This is a genomic window from Microlunatus elymi, assembly GCF_007362775.1.
GTDB classification, from domain to species: Bacteria; Actinomycetota; Actinomycetes; order Propionibacteriales; family Propionibacteriaceae; genus Microlunatus; species Microlunatus elymi.
In genome coordinates this window covers 3,715,530-3,733,367 of sequence record NZ_CP041692.1, presented here as the reverse complement: position 1 = coordinate 3,733,367, position 17,838 = coordinate 3,715,530, and the positions used below count along the sequence as shown (strand labels likewise).

The window sequence follows — 17,838 nt, the reverse complement described above, 5'->3', positions numbered from 1 at the left end:
CGCTGTGATCTTCGTCGTACGGTTCACCTGCGGTGGCGACGGGGTCGCACTGCTGATCACCGTCTGCCCGGTCGGAGTCGATCCGGCAGAATCGACCTCACTCGGCCGGTCGGCCGGACGGATCGAGGAGGAGATCGTGCGCCAGCAGTTGCGGGACCGTACGGTGTTGATCACCGGCGGCGGCAGCGGGATCGGCCGGTTGATGGCTCTCGGGGCGGCCGAGCGGGGCGCCCGGATAGTGATCTGGGATCTGTCGGGCGAGGCGGCGACCTCCGTACGAGACGAGATCCGCGCGGCCGGCGGACAGGCTGTCGCGCAGGCGGTCGACGTGGCGGACCGGGACGCGGTCCGGGCGGCCGGCGCGCAGACGGAGCCGGTCGACGTCTTGATCAACAACGCCGGGGTGGTGGCCGGCAAACAACTGCTGGACGCTACGGAGGAAGCGATCGAGCGAACCTTCCGGGTGAACACGCTGGCGTTGTTCTGGGTCACCCGGGCGTTCCTGCCGGGCATGATCGCGCGCGGCGACGGCACCGTTGTGACCGTGTCGAGCGCGGCCGGCATGGTCGGGGTGGCCCGGCAGACCGACTACTCGGCCAGCAAGTTCGCCGCATTCGGATTCGCCGAGTCGTTGCGCGGAGAGCTGCGCAAACACGGCACCGGAGTCAACTCGCTGGTTGTCTGTCCGTACTACATCGACACCGGCATGTTCTCCGGCGTGCAGACCAAGGTCGGTTCGTTGCTGCCGATCCTGCGGCCCGAGTACGTGAGCCGCAAGGTGCTGGACGCGGTCGAGAGCGGCACGCGGCAGTTGGTGATGCCGCGGTTCGTCCGCGCGGTCGCCCCGGCTCGGGTGCTGCCGGTTGCGGCGTTCGACTGGTTGATGGACCGGTTCGGCATCAATGACACCATGGATCACTTCCGTGGTCGCGACGAGCAGCAGCCGAACGGGCGTTCATGATCATCGGCTGAATCGTCGGCGGAGACTGCGATCCGGAGGCAGACTGATGGCGAACGAGGAGGTTCACCATGGCACACGGCGACATCACCCACATCGACATCCCGGTCAGTGATCTGAAACGGGCGGCCGGCTTCTACAGTGCTTTGTTCGGTTGGCAGATCGCGGCCCCGCCCGGCTTCGAGGACTACCCGATGTGGCAGGCGCCGAACAAGATCAGCGGTGGCGGTCTTGCGCCCCGCGGCGAAGGGTTCACCCAACCGCGCTCCTACGTCGAGGTCGACTCGATCGAGGAGACGCTCGCCAAGGCCACCGAGAACGGGGCGACAGTGGTGATGGACAAGACGCCGATCTCCGACACCAGCTGGTGGGCGATCTTCACCGACCCCGACGGCAACGCGATCGGCCTCTACGAGGGCACCACCGAAGTCCCGGAATCGGATTCGTAGCCGTCGGCCCGCTCAACACCTCGAGCCCGCCCGGCCCGCTAATGTAGTATGCAAATACGCTCTCACGGGCTAGGTTTTGAATACTACATGGGGCCGAGGGAGTTATGAACGTCGCACGCGTCGCCGCGCGCGCTCCGATGCGGACGGTCCGACCGAAGGACCTGAGGGATGTGACAGCAAATCCGCACGCCACCGCTGGCCGGCTCGTGGCGGCCGGGGAGTTGCTTCGCCTGTCCCATGGCTACTTCGTCGCCGTTCCGGACGATGCGCCAGTTGGCTGGAACCCGACGATAGAGGCTGCTGCGCTCGGTATCGGAGCGGCGGTCTACGGGCCCCAGAACGCGATCCTGATGGGTGTCAGTGCCGCCCGCGTCCACCATGCCATCCCGCGCGCGATCGGTGCCGCGGTTGTCGCAGTCCCCGAACAGCATCGGCCGGTCCGTCTCGACCGCGGCGGCACCGTGACCTTCGTCAAGCGAGACACGGATGGGCTCGAGGCGGAGTTGATGCGTCTGGACACGGGCCGCGGCCTCGTGACGACTCCGGAGCAGACCGTCCTCGATCTGGTCAAACGCCCTGATCTCGGTGGAGTGCCTGAGGAGACTCAACAGGCGATCCTCAATCTGGCTTCGACAATAGATCTCGATGCCGTGGCGACGCTCGCCCGCGCGCAACATGCGCCGGCGGCACTGGCCCGCCTCCGCAAGATCATGGCGCCAGCATGAGCAATCGGCACCCGGACAGGGGACCGGAGGGTAACCGATTCTCGGCACGGCACGACGCGGCCAACATCGGGAGATTCGACGCACCTCTGCGCCCTGGGCCACATCCAGATGACGCCGAACGCGTCATGAATCAGTTCGGCGTTGCCTACGCACAGGTCGAACGAGACCCTGCAATCTCTCACGTCCTCGCCGCGTTGGCGGCATCGGATGCAAAAGATGATCTTGTCTTCCTCGGTGGAACGGCACTCGCACGCACGTACCTGCCGGACCTGCGGCTCAGTGAAGATATCGACCTGATCACAAGCAACCGCCGATCCAGCACCGCGAGGATGATCGCGAGCGCGATGGAGAGTCGCCTCCGACGCACGCTCGGCCGGGTCACCTGGCAACCGTCGTTGATCGCCACCTCAGGGTCGGGTGCCGCGACCATGATCATCGATGACCGGATCCCGATCCAGATCCAACTTCTCTCCGCTTCCGGATATCCGCGATGGCCGACGACGGTGGAGTCTGTTCGGCAGCGATACCGCGATGCGCCGCCTGCCTTGCTGCCGACGCTGACACCAGTCGCGTTCGCAGCAGCGAAGACCTCCGCGTGGTACGGCCGCGCTGCGCCGCGCGATCTCTACGACCTGTGGGCACTGGCCGAGACCGGAGCCATCGATGCCGAGGCCACGAAGCTCTACCGGCGCCATGGTCCGACAACGGGAAACCCGGCCGACTTGTTCTCAATCAACAGCGCACCGACCGATCGGGCCTGGGAGGCTGCGCTGGCGCACCAGTGTCGGATTCGGGTCGGACCAGATGAGGCGATGCGGGTCGTGCGAACTGCCTGGACCGAGGCGGCCCGGTGATCAGGTCAACGCGGCCCGACGTCATGAAGTTGGTGGTGTCCGAGGGGGGACTTGAACCCCCAAGCCCCGTAAGGGGCACTAGCACCTCAAGCTAGCGCGTCTACCAATTCCGCCACCCGGACAAGGGTCGCCGCCCGTGGCGGCTGATGAACTATAGCAATCACCGCACGGCGCCCAAAGTCGGCAGCGTGGTCGTCGGTCAGGAGTTAGGCAAGGCTCACTTTTCTGGAACGATTCCAGAAAGAGTTCTAGGCTGACCGCCATGACCGAGACGATTCCGACCGCGTACGACCGGCGCGAGCAGGCGACCGACTCGACTCGTGCCGACCAGCATCCCGAACCGCAGGGTCAGGGCATCAACCAGCGACTGAACTGGCTGCGGGCGGGCGTGCTCGGCGCCAACGACGGGATCGTCTCCACCGCCGGAATCGTCATCGGCGTTGCCGGTGCCTCGGTAGGCCGCGGAGCCATCGGACTGGCCGGTCTGGCCGGGCTGGTCGCCGGGGCGCTGTCGATGGCCGCCGGTGAGTACGTCTCGGTCAACACCCAGCGGGACACCGAGAAGGCGCTGATCGAGCAGGAGAAGCGCGAGCTGGAGACGATGCCCGAGGCCGAGTTGGACGAGCTCACGGAGATCTATCGGCGCAAGGGATTGTCCGCGCCGCTGGCCCGCCAGGTGGCCCAGGAACTGACCGAACACAACGCGCTCGAGGCCCACCTGGAGGCCGAGCTGAAGATCGACGCCGACGACCTGTCCAACCCGCTCACCGCGGCGCTGGCCTCCGCCCTCAGCTTCACCGTCGGCGCACTGCTGCCGCTGCTGATGATCATCCTCACCCCGGAGTCGGTCCGGATCCCGCTGACGGTCGTCGCGGTGGTGATCGCCCTGGTGATCACCGGTGCGGTGAGCGCCCGGCTCGGCGGCGCACCGGCGCCACGGGCGGTTCTCCGCAACGTGCTGGGTGGCCTGGTGGCGATGGCGGTGACCTATCTGATCGGCCGGCTGGCCGGAACCCTCTGACCTTCGGTCCGGAGCGGGTGTGCCGGCGGCACCGGCTGATGCGGGTGCTCGCCACCGATGACAGAATCGGCCCATGACACCCAGCGGCTCCGCAGTTGATCATGACTACAAGCCCGAGGCCGAGGTCGTCGACCTGTGCCGGGAGCTGATCCGGATCGACACCTCCAACTACGGGCCCGAGCCCGGGCCGGGGGAGCGGGACGCCGCCGAACGAGTGGCCGAGTTGCTCGACGAGGTCGGCATCGCCAGCGAGTTGTACGAGCCTGAGCCGCGGCGAACCACGCTGGTCGCCCGCTGGGAACCCGACGGCACCGACACCAACCTGTCGCCGCTGCTGGTGCACGCCCACCTGGACGTGGTGCCGGCCGACGCCGCCGACTGGCAGGTCGACCCGTTCGCCGGCGAGATCACCGACGGCTGCGTCTGGGGCCGTGGCGCGGTGGACATGAAGGACTTCGACGCGATGCTGCTCAGCGTCGTACGGGCTAGGGCGCGGGCCGGCGTCGCCCCGCGGCGGCCGATCCGGCTGGTCTTCACCGCCGACGAGGAAGCCGGTGGCATGCAGGGATCGCAATGGCTCGTTGATCAACATCCGGAGACGATCAACGACTGCACCGAGGCGATCGGGGAGGTCGGCGGCTTCTCGCTGACCATCAGAGATGATCTTCGTCTCTACCTCATCCAGACCGCCGAGAAGGGGATGAACTGGCTGAAGCTGATCGCCGACGGCACCGCCGGTCACGGCTCGATGCGCACTGAAGACAACGCGGTCACCGAGTTGGCCGGCGCGGTGTCCCGGGTCGGCAACTACAGGTGGCCGGACCGGATCACCCCTACCCAGCAAGGATTTCTGGACGCGATCTCGGAGGCGCTGGAGATTGATCTTGATCCGGACACGGTCGAAGAAACCCTGGCGCGACTGGGCAGCATCTCCCGGATGATCGGCGCGACGATGTCCAACACGGCGAACCCGACCATGATCAACGGGGGATACAAGCACAACGTGATACCCGGCCAGGCAACCGCCGCGATCGACGGCCGGACGGTGCCCGGCGGCCGGGCAGAATTCCTGGAAACGATCAAGGAACTGATCGGCCCGAAGGTCCGCTTTGAGCACGCCGTCGACCTGCCGTCGGTGGAGACCGAATTCGCCGGCGCGTTGACGGAGGCGATGCAGGCCAGCCTGCTGGCCGAGGATCCGGGAGCCCGCGCGGTCGGTTACCTGCTCAGCGCCGGCACCGACGCCAAGGCCTGGGACCGGCTCGGCATCCGCTGCTTCGGCTTCGCCCCGCTGCGGCTGCCGGCCGAGCTGGACTTCGTCGGGATGTTCCACGGTGTCGACGAGCGGGTGCCGACCGATGCGCTGGAGTTCGGTGCCCGAGTCTTGGACAGATTCCTCGCCATCGCCTGAGCAGAAGGATTAGCCTGGGGCGACGATGAAACAGCCCGTTGAATACCAGGTCGAGCGGGTCCGGCTGGACCGCAATCTGTCGCGTGGTGCCGTCCGCAAACTGCTCACCGATCACGCGGAGTACGGCGGCTGGGAGCTCACCCGGCTGCGCCGCTATCGCGACGGCACCCGTGACGTCTGGATCCGTCGCAAGATCATCAAGGTCCGCTCCACCCTCGAACCGCCCACCTTCGATCGCACGTCCTGACGCATCGGTTGCGCCGTCACGTCCGATGCGGCAACGGTTGGCAACGCGCGTGTTGACCGGCGGCAGCCCGGAGCCGGCGAGTAGCGTGCCGCGACATGCAGACCCCCGACACCTGCAGTGACGCAGGACGAACTCATGATCAACTCACCGCCGCCGGCGTTCCGCCCCTCAGCCGCCGGGCCGTGTTGGCCGGCGGCGGCGTCGCCCTGGGAGCCTTCGTGTTGCCGAATCTGACCGCCGGCAGCGCGTTCGCGGCTGCGGGCGAATTCGACACCCTCCGCCAACGCTGGCGAGACCTGTTCCTGGGTACGGGTTTCGACGCCACCGCCGAGCCGTTCAGCTCCAAGCTCGCGGCGATCGGCCGGACCGCAAGCGGCTTCCTCGACACGCTCGCCCCTCAGCCCGGGGCACTATGGCCGGACCTGAACTACGACGACCCCGATCCGAACACCGACACCGACTCGTACAACTACTCGGCCCGGATGAACACCACCATCACCCGGTTGCGGCAGATCGCCGAGGCCGTCCGCCAACCGGGCACCGGACTGACCGGCGACAGTGCCGCCACCAAGATCGTGATCGACGGAGTCGATCAGCTCAACCGCGAGGTCTACGGCGACGGCATCCCACGCTTCGGCAACTGGTGGAATTTCCAGATCGGCGGCGCACAGGACTTCATGACCACCGCGATCCTGATCTTCGACGACCTCGGCGCCGACCAGCGGGCCGCCTACGCTGCCGCGGTCGACTACTACGTGCCGGACTCGACCTTCGATCACTACACCGGCACCAGCACCGGGGCCAACCGGGTCGACCTGTGCCTGAGCGTGATCCTGCGCAGCCTGCTGGCCGACAACGCCGACCGGCTGACCCTGGCACGGGACGCGCTGTCTCCGGTCTTTCCGTACGTGACCACCGGAGACGGCTACTACGCCGACGGATCCTTCATCCAGCACACCAACATTCCCTACATCGGTGGCTACGGCGCCGTGCTGGTCAGCGGTCTCGGTCGCCTCTTCGCCCTGCTGCACGGATCCAGCTTCGAGGTCACCGACCCGAATCAGTCGCTGTTCCTGGACACCATCGACAACGCCCTGGCACCGTTCATCTACAACGGGCTGATGATGGACTGCGTCTCCGGACGCGGCATCACCCGGCAGGGCGGCAGTGACCACACCAGGGGGCATGCGGTGCTGCCGTCGGTCGCGCTGATCGCCAAGGGCGCGGCTGCCGAGCAGGCCCAGCGCTGGCGGGGCATGCTGAAGGGCTGGGTGCAGCGGGACAGCTACGACGAGGCGGTCAGTAACGGTCTCGGCCTGGTCCAGCTGGCAGACATGCAGCAGGTGATCAACGACGACTCGGTGGTCGCCCTCGACGAGCCGGTGGAGCATCGGGTCTTCGGCAACATGGATCGTGCCACCCACCGACGCCCCGGCTGGGCCGCGGCGATCTCGGCGGCGTCGAAACGGATCAGCTACTACGAGACCGGCAATCACGAGAACAAACGCGGCTGGCATACCGGCTCCGGCTGGCTGCAATGGTGGCTCGCGGATGATCTTGGTCAGTACTCCGACGCGTACTGGCCCACCGTCGACCCGTATCGGTTGCCCGGCATCACCGTGTCGAAGAAGCACCTGGCCGACGAAGCCGGCGGACAATGGGCCAATCCGACCCCCGACGTTGCCTGGGTCGGCGGCAGCACCGACGGCGAGTTCGGCGCGTACGGTCAGCACCTGATCGGGTTCCAGAGCACCTTGCAGGCAAGGAAATCCTGGTTCAGCCTGGACTCGTACGTGGTCTGCCTCGGCGCCGGGATCAGTTCGCAGGACGCCGAGGCGGCCGAGACCGTCTACGACAACCGCGCGCTGGGCGAACACGGCACCGCGAAGTTGATCATCGACGACCGGACCCAGCCGACCGTCCAGGGCTGGTCCAAGGTCTTCGACAATCCACGGTGGGCTCACCTGGACGGACAAGCCGGCTACGTCTTCCTGCAGCCGACCGAGCTGACCGCTCTGCGCGACGAACGAACCGGCGCCTGGCACGACATCAACGACGGCGGCAGCACCGATCCGATCACCCGCCGCTACCTCACCCTCTACACCGATCACGGCGTCCGTCCGAGCAATGCGAGCTACGGCTATCTGCTCGTCCCCGGCGCGAGCGCGCACGAGACGAGATCCCTTGCCCACAAGGCATCTGGCCGGATCCACACCCAGGCGAACACGGCGGCGCAACAGGGCATCCGGGTTCCCACGCTCGGGCTGACCGCGGTCAACTTCTGGCAGCCGGGCCGGGTCGGCGACGTCAGCGCATCGGCCCCGGCCTCCGTACTGATCCGACAGCTCAGGGGAACGGCGACGATCTGCGTCAGCGATCCGGGACGACAGGTGACCGGCCTCGACCTGGTCTGGCGCCACCCGGTCAGCAAGGTGCTGTCAGCTCCGGACACGGTGTCCTCGAGCAAGATCGGCCGCGAGCTCCGGATCAGCTTCGGCGACCTGACCGGACAGGCCGGCGCCACCCAACGCGTGGTCGTGAAGCTCGCCTGATCACCGACTTGTCAGAACGTAGTTGGCCTATAGCCCAACTACGTTCTGACAACTCGGCCGCCGGAGACGTCGTCGAGGGCCATCGCGATCTCCTCGGGGAGCGCCTTGCCCTCCACGTCCAGGGCCGGTTTCAGCTGGGCGGCGTTGCGGGCGCCGAGCAGGGGAGCGGTGACGCCGGGGGCGTCGCGGACCCAGAGCAGGGCGACCTGCAACGGATCAAGATCAAGTCCGTCGGCGGCCTTGGCCACCGCCTCCACGACGGCCCGGGACCGGGTCTGCAGATACGGCTCGGTGAACCAGGAGAAATGATCACTGGCAGCCCGCGAGTCCCGCGGGATCCCGGTCCGGTACTTGCCGGTCAGCACACCTCGGCCCAACGGCGACCAGGGAAAGATGCCCAGCCCCATCGCCCGTGCGGCCGGCAGCACCTCGACCTCGGCCCGCCTCGCCAGCAACGAATACTCCACCTGGGTGCTGGCCAACGGCGTCCGCCCCGGCACCGCCCGCTGCCAGGTCGCCGCCTGGGCGGTCTGCCAGCCGACGAAATTCGAGATCCCGACATAGCGGGCCTTGCCGCTGGTGACCGCATGATCCAACGCGGACAGCGTTTCTTGCAGCGGCGCCGTACCCCAGGCGTGCACCTGCCAGATGTCCACGTGGTCGGTGTCCAAGCGGCGCAGCGATCCCTCGAGATCACGCAGCAACGCGCGCCGGGAGGTGTCGGTGATCCGTTTGCCGCCGCGGATCGCGAATCCGGCCTTGGTGGCGATCACCAACTCGTCTCGGGCGACCACATCTCGGGTCAGCTTGCCGATCAACCGCTCGGCGTCGCCGGCGGCGTACGCGGCCGCGGTGTCGATCAGATTGCCGCCTGCCGCGCAGAACGTGGCCAGCAACTCGCGCGCGTCCTCGGCGCTGGTGTCGCGGGCCCAGGTCAGGGTGCCCAACCCCAGCCGGGACACCTGCAATCCGCTGCTCCCGACGCGCCGGCTCTCCATGGGAAATGACCCTAACCGGTGCGGGACGTCGAGCGCCGCAGGGTGGGCCGCTGACGCTACGGTGAGGCCATGCGGCTGGCGCTCAATCTCGGATACCTGGTCGGTTCCGACGATCCCCAAGATCAACTTCGGCTGACTCGGCGGGCCGAGGAGCTCGGTTTCGACTCGGTCTGGACCGCCGAGGCGTACGGCTCCGACACCCCTACCGTGCTGGCCTGGCTCGGCGGCCAGACCACCAAGATCAACTTGGGTGCGGCGGTGATGCAGATCCCGGCGCGGACTCCGGCGATGACGGCGATGACGGCGGCCAGCCTGGATCGGCTCACTGACGGCCGGTTCCGGCTCGGTCTCGGCGTGTCCGGCCCGCAGGTCTCGGAGGGCTGGCACGGGGTCCGGTTCGACGCGCCGCTGGGCCGGACCCGGGAGTATCTGGAGATCCTCGAACTGGCCCTGGACCGCAAGACGGTTTCCTTTCAGGGCAAGCATTTCCGGCTGCCGCTGCCGGACGGGCCGGGCAAGCCGCTGAAGTTGATGATCAAGCCGGCGAGCGAGCGGATCCCGCGTTATCTGGCCGCCGTCGGGCCGAAGAATCTCGAGCTCTGCGGCCGCTACACCGACGGCTGGCTGGGCATCTTCTACGCGCTCGGCTTCGCCGCCGAACAGCTGCGTCACATCGAGAACGGCCGGGCGCGGATCGGCAAGACGCTGGACGACTTCGACGTGATGGCGACCGTGCCGTTGGTGGTCGGCGACGACGTCACGGCCTGTGCGCATCCGATCCGTCCGTACGCGGCCCTCTACATCGGCGGCATGGGCAGCCGGGAACAGAACTTCTACAACCGGCTGGCGATCCGGATGGGGTACGAGGCCGAGGCGGCCGAGATCCAGGACCTCTACCTGGGCGGACGGCAGCGAGACGCGATGGCCGCGGTGCCGGAGCAGTTCATCGACGACACCTCACTGATCGGCGACCTCGGCCGGTTGACCGAGCGGCTGCAGGCCTTCGCCGAATCCGGGCTCCGCACGTGCGCCGTCGCCCCCTACGGGCCGGTCGAGACCAAACTGGCCGCGCTGCAGACCATCGCCGAGGCACTGGAACGGTCCGGGGTCGGGGACTGAGCGATCACGGGGTCGGGGTTGCGCCGAGCGGATCCAGAACCCCGACGATCAGCAGCACCGCGACCGCGGCGGCCAGGCCGATCCGGTAGATCACGAACGGCCAGAAGCTGTGCGTGCTGACGAAGCGCAGGAACCAGGCGATCATGATGAAGCCGATGATGAAAGCGACCACGGCCGCGGCGATCGTCGGACCCCAGGCCACCTGCGCGTGCGCGTCACCGGTCAGTGCCTCGTACAGCTGATACAGGCCGGCGCCCATCACCGCCGGGATGGCCAACAGGAACGAATACCGGGTGGCGTCCTCCCGCTTGTAGCCCATCGCCAGACCGGCGGTGATGGTGCCGCCGGAGCGGGAGACGCCGGGGATCAGCGCCAGCGACTGGGCCAGGCCGTAGAGCAGGCCGTGCTTCCAGGTCAGGTCCTGCAGGGTCCGGCGATGAGTGGCCAGGCTGTCCACGATCCCGATCACCAGACCGAAGCCGGCCAGCATCGCCACCGTGATCCACAAATTGCGGAAGGCGGTGTCGATCCAGTTCTGCAGCAGCAGCCCGAGCACCACGATCGGGATCGAGCCGATGATCACCAGCCACCCCATCCGGGCGTCATGATCATCTCGATCGATCCGGCCGATCAGGGACAGGAACCAGGCCTTGATGATCCGCGCGATGTCGTGCCGGAAGTACACGATCACCGCGGTCTCGGTGCCGATCTGGATGATCGCGGTGAACGCCGCCCCCGGATCGCCGTTGCCGAACAGCTGGCCGATGATCGAGATGTGAGCACTGGAGGAGATCGGCAGGAATTCGGTCAGTCCTTGCACGATGCCGAGCACGATCGCCTCGAACCAGCCCATCGGGTCACCTTCTCCTCATCTCGGCCGACCGTCCCGGCTGATCCCGTACGGCCCGCGCGCCGAGTTCGCGGCGCACGACCGCCCATCCTGTCCTGCCGCGCCGCTGCGGCCAAGCCGCCGCACCAGAACTGCCGGATCGGCGGGCAGATTCCGACCGCGGTCCGATCCGGGTACGACCGCGGTGCAGGATGCGGCGGCAGGCCGACGCGGCACGACTGCAACGGTCGGCTACAAATGAGCTGTGTCGATCCACGCCGAACACCCGTTCCTCACCCCCGAACCCGACCGCGATCCGGTACGGCGGGCCCGCGGCCGGTTGAGCGCGCCGGTGACGATCTGGGCCAGCGGCCAGGGCAAGGAGCGGGCCGGGCTGACGGTGTCGTCGATGATCATCGCCGAGGGCGACCCGGGCGAGGTGATCGGCCTGGTGAATCCGGAGTCGGGTCTGGGGGAGCTGCTGGCCGAGACCCGGACGGTGGCGGTCACCGTGTTGGGTGGGCCACATCGCCGGATCGGTGACGTGTTCGCCGGCGTCACCCCGTCACCGGGCGGCAAGTTCCGCACCGGCAACTGGACCCAGACCGAGTGGGGTCCGGTCGCCGACGGCGCGCCGGCCTGGATCGGCGCCCGGCTGCTGGAGGGGGAGCCCGAGAAGGCCGGTTGGGCCTACCTGGTCCGGGCGCGGATCGAGAAGGTGCAACTGGCCGACCTGGTCCAGGGGGACCAGGCACTCGGCTACCTGCGCGGCCGCTATCGCTTCCTGGATTGGGAATCCTGAGTAGGGTCACTGCTCGTACCGAGTTCCAGAGGGAGAGCCACTTCGTGACGAGCTCAAGAAGGAGAGCCACTTCGTGACTACTGTCCTGCTCGTCCGGCACGGCCGTACAGCTGCCAACGCCACCGGTGTCCTGGCCGGGCGATCACCCGGCGTCGAACTGGACGAGGTCGGCGTACAGCAGGCCGCCGTGTCGGCCGACCGGATCGCGGCGTTGCCGATTCGTGCCATCGTGTCGTCCCCGTTGCGCCGCTGCCGGCAGACCGCCAAGGCGATCGCCGACGCACGCAGGCTCTGCCTGCCCGGGACAGATGGCCGGGCCGACACCCAGCCGCTGCCGGTGACGGCCGAGGCCGGACTGATCGAGTGCGGCTACGGCTCCTGGACCGGACGCAAGCTCAGCGAACTGGCCAAGGAGAAGCTCTGGCGGACGGTGCAACAGCAGCCCTCTGCGGTCCGGTTCCCCGACGGCGAGGCGATGACGGAGATGTCGGCCCGTGCGGTCGCCACCGTACGAGGCTGGGACAGCAAGCTCGGCGCCGAGTTCGGCGACGACGCGCTCTGGGTGGCGGTCTCCCACGGAGACGTGATCAAGGCCATCCTGGCCGATGCGCTCGGCATGCACCTGGACGCGTTCCAGCGGATCATGGTCGACCCGGCCTCGATCTCGGTGATTCACTACGCCGACACCCGGCCGTTCGTGCTGCGGATGAATTCGGTCGGCCAGGACCTCGCCACGCTGATTCCCAAGCCGGTCAAGAAGTCAGGGCCGGTCAAGAAGACGGCCGGCAAGGGCCGAAGTCGACCAACCGGCGGCGAGCAGGACGCGGCCGTCGGCGGCGGGTTGGGCACGGGCGATGTCTGAGTCGCGTTACCCGGCGGGCATAGGGTGGGCGGCATGGCGATAGTGGTGCATCAGTTCGACTCGCCCGATCGGTTCGTCGCCGGTACGGTCGGCCAGCCCGGCGAGCGGACCTTCTTCCTGCAGGCCCGGGAAGGCAACCGGATCACCAGCGTGGTGGTGGAGAAGCAGCAGGTCTCGGTGTTGGCCGAGCACCTGGAGCGTGTGCTCGAGGAGGTCCACCGGCGCAGCAGCGGCCAGGCCGCGGTGCCGCCGCCGGTCGACCAGGCGGCCGACAACTCGCCGTTGGACGCCCCGATCAGCGAGGACTTCCGGGTCGGCACCATGACCATCGCCTGGGATCCGTCGGCCAGCAAGGTCGTGATCGAACTCTTCTCCAACGTCGACGTCTCCGAGGATGCCGAGGTCGGCGAGGACGACGAACCCGCCGTGCCGCAGCCCGAGGACGAGATCGACGCCGACGAGATGATCGTGGTCAAGATCAGCCCGGCCTACGCCCGCGACTTCATCGCCCGGGCTCAGGCGCTGGTCGATGCCGGTCGGCCGGTCTGCCCGTTCTGCCTGCAGCCCATCGACGCCGACGGCCATATCTGCCCCAGGGCCAATGGATATCGCCGACCGCTCTTCTGATCATCCGGCCCTGAACACCGAACCGTTCGACGGCGAGATGGAGATCCTGGGCCGGATCCAGCAGGCGTCCAACCAGACCTTCCTGGCCAAGATCACCAAGTCGGATGATCATGAAACGGTATTGCAGGGCGTCTACAAGCCGATCAAGGGAGAACGGCCGCTGTGGGACTTTCCCGAGCACACGTTGGGTTTGCGGGAGGTGGCGGCCTATCGGATCTCACGACTCGGCGGCTTCGACGTGGTGCCGGTGACGACCCTGGTGGAGGGGCCCTTCGGACCGGGATCGCTGCAGGTGTGGGTGGATTCCGAGCCCGCCGAAGTTGATCAACTGGTCGATCTGGTGTCGATCGACAAGGTTCCCGAGCACGGCTGGTTTCCCGTGGTCGAGGGCTACGCCGCCGACGACAGCCCGATCGCGGTGGTGCACGCCGACGACCCGCGACTACGGATGCTGGCCGCCTTCGACGCAGTGATCAACAACGCCGACCGCAAGGGCGGACACATCCTGGCCAGCCGCGGCCGGGTGTTCGGGGTTGATCACGGCGTCAGCTTCCACGTGGACAACAAGCTGCGTACGTTGCTGTGGGGCTGGGCCGGCAAGCCGCTGCGGCGGTCCGAACTGGACCGGATCCGCCGGGTCGCCGACGGCGCCATCGGCGTGGTTTCCGATCTGCTCGACGAGGACGAGATCGAGGCGCTGATGCTGCGCGCCGAGCGGCTGCTGACCACCGAGCGTTTCCCTTACCCGGACGACGACTGGCACACCATTCCCTGGCCGCCGTTCTGAGATTTCGCAGCCCGGACCGGCCGCGAGCCACGCCGTACGAGGTCGGTAGGGTTGCGATCATGCAGGCCTGGAAAGCCCCGTCGGTTCCCCGTCTATCGGCCGCCGAAGCCGCCGATTCCGGCACCGAGGTGCGGATCTTCGACTCCGTGGCTCAGGCCGTCGTCGACCTCGGTCCCAAGCACGGCACCGCTCGGATGTACGTCTGCGGCATCACCCCGTACGACGCAACCCACATGGGCCACGCCAACACCTACGTCACCTTCGACCTGCTGAATCGGATCTGGCGGGACAACGGCCTGGACGTTCGCTACGTCCAGAACATCACCGACGTGGACGATCCGCTGCTGGAGCGCGCCGAGGCGACCGGCGAGGACTGGACCGAGCTGGCTTCCCGTGAGATCCAGCTGTTCCGCGACGACATGGAGGCGCTGAACGTGATCCCGCCGGATCGCTACCAGGGCGCCGTCGAGTCGATCGGACTGGTGATCGACCTGATCGAGGAGTTGCAGCAGCACGACGCGATCTACGCCCTCGACGATCCGGAATACCCCGACCTCTACTTCCGCCGGGCCAGCGATCAGGACTTCGGCGAGCTGGCCCGGTTGCTCGGCGATCAGCTGATGCCGCTGTTCGCCGAACGCGGTGGCGACCCCGATCGGCCCGGCAAGGAGGACCCGCTGGACTGCCTGGTCTGGCGGCAGGCCCGGCCCGGCGAACCCGCCTGGGACAGCCCGTTCGGCCGCGGCCGGCCGGGTTGGCACATCGAGTGCACCGCGATCGCGCTGGAGTATCTGGGCACCGATTTCGACGTGCAGGGCGGCGGTAGCGACCTGATCTTCCCGCATCACCAGATGTGTGCGGCCGAGGCCCGGGTGGCCTCCGGCAAGCCGTTCGCCCGGGCGTACGTGCACGCCGGCATGGTCGGGCTGGACGGCGAGAAGATGTCGAAGTCCAAGGGAAATCTGGTGCTGGTCTCAACCCTGCGGGAGTCCGGCGTCGACCCGATGGCGATCCGGCTGGCGCTGCTGGTCAACCGCTATCGCGATGACTGGTCCTGGACCGACGAGTTGCTCAAGTCCGCCGAGCAGCGGTTGGACACGTGGCGCCAAGCCGTACGTCTGGAGGCCGGTCTGTCCGCCGCCGGAGTGATCGGCCAGCTCCGGGCCGCCCTCAACCACGACCTCGACGCACCCACCGCGGTCGCCGCCGTCGACGCCTGGGCCGGCGCCTCGCTGGCCATCGACGGCGACGATGCCGACGCCCCCGCCCAGGTCGCCGAGGCCGTAGACGCGCTCCTCGGCATCCGCCTCTAGCCGACTTGTCAGTCGCTGGTGTTGCTATAGCCAAACCGGCGACTGACAAGTCGGTGGGAATAGGGGCGCGGGCGAGACGGTTGGTGGAGTGTGTGCGCCGTTGGTGCACAATGAGGCGACGAGTTTGTGACTCGCGCGTGGTTCCGGGGTCGGTGTAATTCCGAACCGGCGGTGACAGTCCGCGACCCGGATCCGATCGAGCGATCGGGTTCGGTTGATGTGGTGAAATTCCACGACCGACGGTGAAAGTCCGGATGGGAGGAACCGCGGGTCTGCCGTACGTCGTGGCGCCGCCGGGCGCCACGGACCGCGTACGAGCCGACCTCGTACCCCGGTCCGCGTGCGAGCGGACCGGAAGGAAGCGGACGTGAACCTCTCCGAACTGCTGACGCAGTTGGTGAATGCCAAGATCAACATCGGCCCGGGCATCCTGTGGCGGGAGATCATCGGCAACGGCTTCGGCGTGGCCAGCGCGCTGCTCGGCATGTATCGCAAGGTCGCCGCGTGGCCGATCGGCATCGTCGGCAACATCATCCTGTTCACCGTCTTCCTCGGCGCCACCTTCAACACCCCGCAGGACCTGAACCTGTGGGGGCAGGCCGGACGCCAGGTGTTCTTCCTGATCGTCAGCGTCTACGGCTGGGTGAAGTGGTATCGGTTCCGGCACGCACACGGCGGCGAGGGCGTGGCCGTGCAGCCCCGCTGGGCCAGCAGATGGGAACGCCTGCAGTTGATCATCGGTGCGGTGGTGCTGTGGGTGATCTTCTACTTCGCCCTGAAGGCGCTGAATTCGTGGGGTCCGGCCAGTGACGCCTGGATCCTGACCGGCTCGATCCTGGCCACGTACGGGATGGCTCGCGGCTGGACGGAGTTCTGGCTGATCTGGATCGCGGTCGACGCGGTGGGCGTACCGCTGTTGTTCAAGGCCCAGCTCTATCCGTCGGCGATCATGTACATCGTCTACGCGGCCGTGGTGGTCGCCGGTTTCGTGTCCTGGTGGAAGATCCAGCGCCAGCAGCAGCCTCCGTCGTCCCAGCCACCGGCAGGCGTTGAGGACCGCAAGTCGGCCGGCACTACGCTGTCGGCGTGACGACGACCAAGACCTTCGACGACCTGTTCGCCGAGCTGTCCGAGAAGGCTCGGCTGCGTGAGCCCGGCTCGGGCACCGTGGCCCGGCTGGACGCCGGGGTGCACGAGATCGGCAAGAAGATCGTCGAGGAGGCCGCCGAGGTGTGGATGGCGGCCGAGCACGAACCCAAGGCGGCGGCGGCCGAGGAGATCAGTCAGCTGCTCTACCATCTGCAGGTGATGATGCTGGCGCTGGACCTGGACCTGACCGACGTCTACCGACACCTGTAGACCCGATCGGCCCCGCCCCGTTGCCACCAGCTCAAAGGATTCACTCGTGACCTCCGACCGCCCGCTGCTGCGGATCGCCGTGCCCAACAAGGGCTCCCTGTCCGAAGGTGCCGCCGGCATCCTGCGTGAAGCCGGCTACAGCCAGCGTTCGGACTCCAAGCAGTTGGTCCATCTCGACGACCAGAACTGCTTCGAGTTCTTCTACCTGCGGCCCAACGACATCGCCACCTACGTCGGCGAGGGCACCGTGGACGCCGGCATCACCGGCCGCGATATGCTGATCGAGTCCGGGGCGGCGGCCGACGAGGTGCTCGGGCTCGGATTCGCCCGCAGCCGGTTCCGGTTCGCGGCCCCGGCCGGCAGTGGCCTGACCGAGGATCAGCTCGACGGCGTTCGGCTGGCCACGTCCTATCCGGGTCTGGTCGAGGGGCACCTGGCCGCGCGCGGGATCAAACCGCGGCTGATCCATCTGGACGGTGCGGTCGAGGTCGCCATCCGGCTCGGCGTCGCGGACGTGATCGCCGACGTGGTCTCCACGGGGACCACGTTGCGGCAGGCCGGGCTGGAGGTGTTCGGCGATCCGATCCTGACCTCCGAGGCGATCTTGATCAAGCCCGCCGGCCGGAACGTGCCCGATGGCTTCGACAACCTCGTACGACGCCTGAACGGCGTGCTGATCGCCCGGACGTACGTGATGATGGACTACGACGTCGACCAAGATCATCTCGACCAGGCCTGCGAACTGACCCCGGGCTTCGAGGCTCCGACGGTCTCGCCGCTGGCTCGCCAGGGCTGGTTCGCGGTCCGCGCGATGGTCCGGCGCAAGCAGGCCCAGCAGGTGATGGACGATCTGTGGGAGGCGGGCGCCCGGGCCATCCTGGTCACCGACATCGCCGCCAGCAGGCTCTGAGCCGGCGAAGTCGAT

19 protein-coding genes, 1 tRNA gene and 1 riboswitch are annotated in these 17,838 nt (G+C 67.7%); of the genes, 17 read left to right on the top strand and 3 right to left on the bottom strand.

Annotated features, from left to right (window positions below):
* Positions 1-4 precede the first annotated feature (4 nt).
* The 4 genes from FOE78_RS16755 to FOE78_RS16740 all read left to right on the top strand — a co-directional run bounded on the left by FOE78_RS16755 (position 5) and on the right by FOE78_RS16740 (position 2,986).
* Positions 5-961, top strand: coding sequence for an SDR family oxidoreductase (locus tag FOE78_RS16755; protein WP_210414630.1), 957 nt, complete (start codon positions 5-7; stop codon positions 959-961).
* A gap of 68 nt (positions 962-1,029) precedes the next feature.
* The gene (locus FOE78_RS16750) at positions 1,030-1,407 is read left to right on the top strand and encodes a VOC family protein (RefSeq protein ID WP_143987309.1); all 378 of its coding nucleotides are present in this window, start codon (positions 1,030-1,032) and stop codon (positions 1,405-1,407) included.
* A 104-nt stretch (positions 1,408-1,511) separates the two neighbouring features.
* Positions 1,512-2,132, top strand: coding sequence for a type IV toxin-antitoxin system AbiEi family antitoxin domain-containing protein (locus FOE78_RS16745; RefSeq protein WP_143987308.1), 621 nt, complete (start codon positions 1,512-1,514; stop codon positions 2,130-2,132).
* A gap of 125 nt (positions 2,133-2,257) precedes the next feature.
* Positions 2,258-2,986 (top strand): nucleotidyl transferase AbiEii/AbiGii toxin family protein, encoded by a 729-nt coding sequence (locus tag FOE78_RS16740; protein ID WP_143987307.1) that lies wholly within the window; start codon positions 2,258-2,260, stop codon positions 2,984-2,986.
* A 33-nt stretch (positions 2,987-3,019) separates the two neighbouring features.
* On the opposite strand, the gene FOE78_RS16735 is transcribed toward FOE78_RS16740, so the two are convergent.
* Positions 3,020-3,108 (bottom strand) — tRNA-Leu (locus tag FOE78_RS16735).
* A 131-nt stretch (positions 3,109-3,239) separates the two neighbouring features.
* Between FOE78_RS16735 and FOE78_RS16730 the strand changes: the two genes are divergently transcribed.
* From FOE78_RS16730 to FOE78_RS16715, 4 genes are all read left to right on the top strand, one after another.
* Complete coding sequence (locus tag FOE78_RS16730; RefSeq protein WP_407662663.1) at positions 3,240-4,007, top strand: VIT1/CCC1 transporter family protein; 768 nt, start codon at positions 3,240-3,242, stop codon at positions 4,005-4,007.
* Between the two features lie 73 nt (positions 4,008-4,080).
* A complete protein-coding gene (locus tag FOE78_RS16725) occupies positions 4,081-5,418 on the top strand; it encodes a M20/M25/M40 family metallo-hydrolase (RefSeq protein WP_143987305.1) in 1,338 nt (445 codons plus the stop codon).
* 25 nt (positions 5,419-5,443) lie between these two features.
* The gene (locus tag FOE78_RS16720) at positions 5,444-5,665 is read left to right on the top strand and encodes a DUF5703 family protein (RefSeq protein WP_210414629.1); all 222 of its coding nucleotides are present in this window, start codon (positions 5,444-5,446) and stop codon (positions 5,663-5,665) included.
* Between the two features lie 95 nt (positions 5,666-5,760).
* Complete coding sequence (locus FOE78_RS16715; RefSeq protein WP_143987304.1) at positions 5,761-8,217, top strand: polysaccharide lyase 8 family protein; 2,457 nt, start codon at positions 5,761-5,763, stop codon at positions 8,215-8,217.
* A 38-nt stretch (positions 8,218-8,255) separates the two neighbouring features.
* Here the strand turns inward: FOE78_RS16715 and FOE78_RS16710 are convergent, their stop codons facing one another.
* Entirely contained in the window at positions 8,256-9,215 is a 960-nt protein-coding gene (locus tag FOE78_RS16710; protein WP_143987303.1) for an aldo/keto reductase, read from the bottom strand.
* A 69-nt stretch (positions 9,216-9,284) separates the two neighbouring features.
* On the opposite strand from FOE78_RS16710, the gene FOE78_RS16705 reads away from it, so the two are divergent.
* Positions 9,285-10,334, top strand: a complete 1,050-nt coding sequence (locus FOE78_RS16705; protein WP_143987302.1) for an LLM class F420-dependent oxidoreductase — start codon at positions 9,285-9,287, stop codon at positions 10,332-10,334.
* A 4-nt stretch (positions 10,335-10,338) separates the two neighbouring features.
* Here FOE78_RS16705 and FOE78_RS16700 read toward each other — a convergent pair whose 3' ends face one another.
* Entirely contained in the window at positions 10,339-11,187 is an 849-nt protein-coding gene (locus FOE78_RS16700; RefSeq protein WP_143987301.1) for an undecaprenyl-diphosphate phosphatase, read from the bottom strand.
* 241 nt (positions 11,188-11,428) lie between these two features.
* On the opposite strand from FOE78_RS16700, the gene FOE78_RS16695 reads away from it, so the two are divergent.
* The 8 genes from FOE78_RS16695 (at position 11,429) to hisG (ending at position 17,823) form a co-directional block, all read left to right on the top strand.
* Positions 11,429-11,965, top strand: a complete 537-nt coding sequence (locus tag FOE78_RS16695; protein ID WP_143987300.1) for a flavin reductase family protein — start codon at positions 11,429-11,431, stop codon at positions 11,963-11,965.
* 73 nt (positions 11,966-12,038) lie between these two features.
* The gene (locus FOE78_RS16690; RefSeq protein ID WP_143987299.1) at positions 12,039-12,827 is read left to right on the top strand and encodes a histidine phosphatase family protein; all 789 of its coding nucleotides are present in this window, start codon (positions 12,039-12,041) and stop codon (positions 12,825-12,827) included.
* A 33-nt stretch (positions 12,828-12,860) separates the two neighbouring features.
* Positions 12,861-13,454: a DUF3090 domain-containing protein gene (locus FOE78_RS16685; protein ID WP_143987298.1), complete on the top strand. Its 594-nt coding sequence runs from the start codon at positions 12,861-12,863 to the stop codon at positions 13,452-13,454.
* Positions 13,429-14,241, top strand: a complete 813-nt coding sequence (locus tag FOE78_RS16680; protein ID WP_143987297.1) for an SCO1664 family protein — start codon at positions 13,429-13,431, stop codon at positions 14,239-14,241. The genes FOE78_RS16685 and FOE78_RS16680 overlap by 26 nt, the downstream gene beginning before the upstream one ends.
* Positions 14,242-14,300: 59 nt before the next feature.
* Positions 14,301-15,554 carry a cysteine--1-D-myo-inosityl 2-amino-2-deoxy-alpha-D-glucopyranoside ligase gene (gene mshC / locus FOE78_RS16675; protein ID WP_143987296.1) on the top strand — a complete coding sequence of 418 codons (1,254 nt, stop codon included), beginning with the start codon at positions 14,301-14,303 and terminating at the stop codon, positions 15,552-15,554.
* Between the two features lie 135 nt (positions 15,555-15,689).
* Positions 15,690-15,824, top strand: a riboswitch (FMN riboswitch).
* 97 nt (positions 15,825-15,921) lie between these two features.
* Positions 15,922-16,644, top strand: a complete 723-nt coding sequence (pnuC, locus tag FOE78_RS16670) for a nicotinamide riboside transporter PnuC (RefSeq protein ID WP_143987295.1) — start codon at positions 15,922-15,924, stop codon at positions 16,642-16,644.
* On the top strand, positions 16,641-16,913 hold the full coding sequence (locus FOE78_RS16665; protein WP_143987294.1) for a phosphoribosyl-ATP diphosphatase: 273 nt from the start codon (positions 16,641-16,643) through the stop codon (positions 16,911-16,913). The genes pnuC and FOE78_RS16665 overlap by 4 nt, the downstream gene beginning before the upstream one ends.
* Positions 16,914-16,977: 64 nt before the next feature.
* A complete protein-coding gene (gene hisG, locus FOE78_RS16660; RefSeq protein WP_143988868.1) occupies positions 16,978-17,823 on the top strand; it encodes an ATP phosphoribosyltransferase in 846 nt (281 codons plus the stop codon).
* Positions 17,824-17,838: the final 15 nt, after the last annotated feature.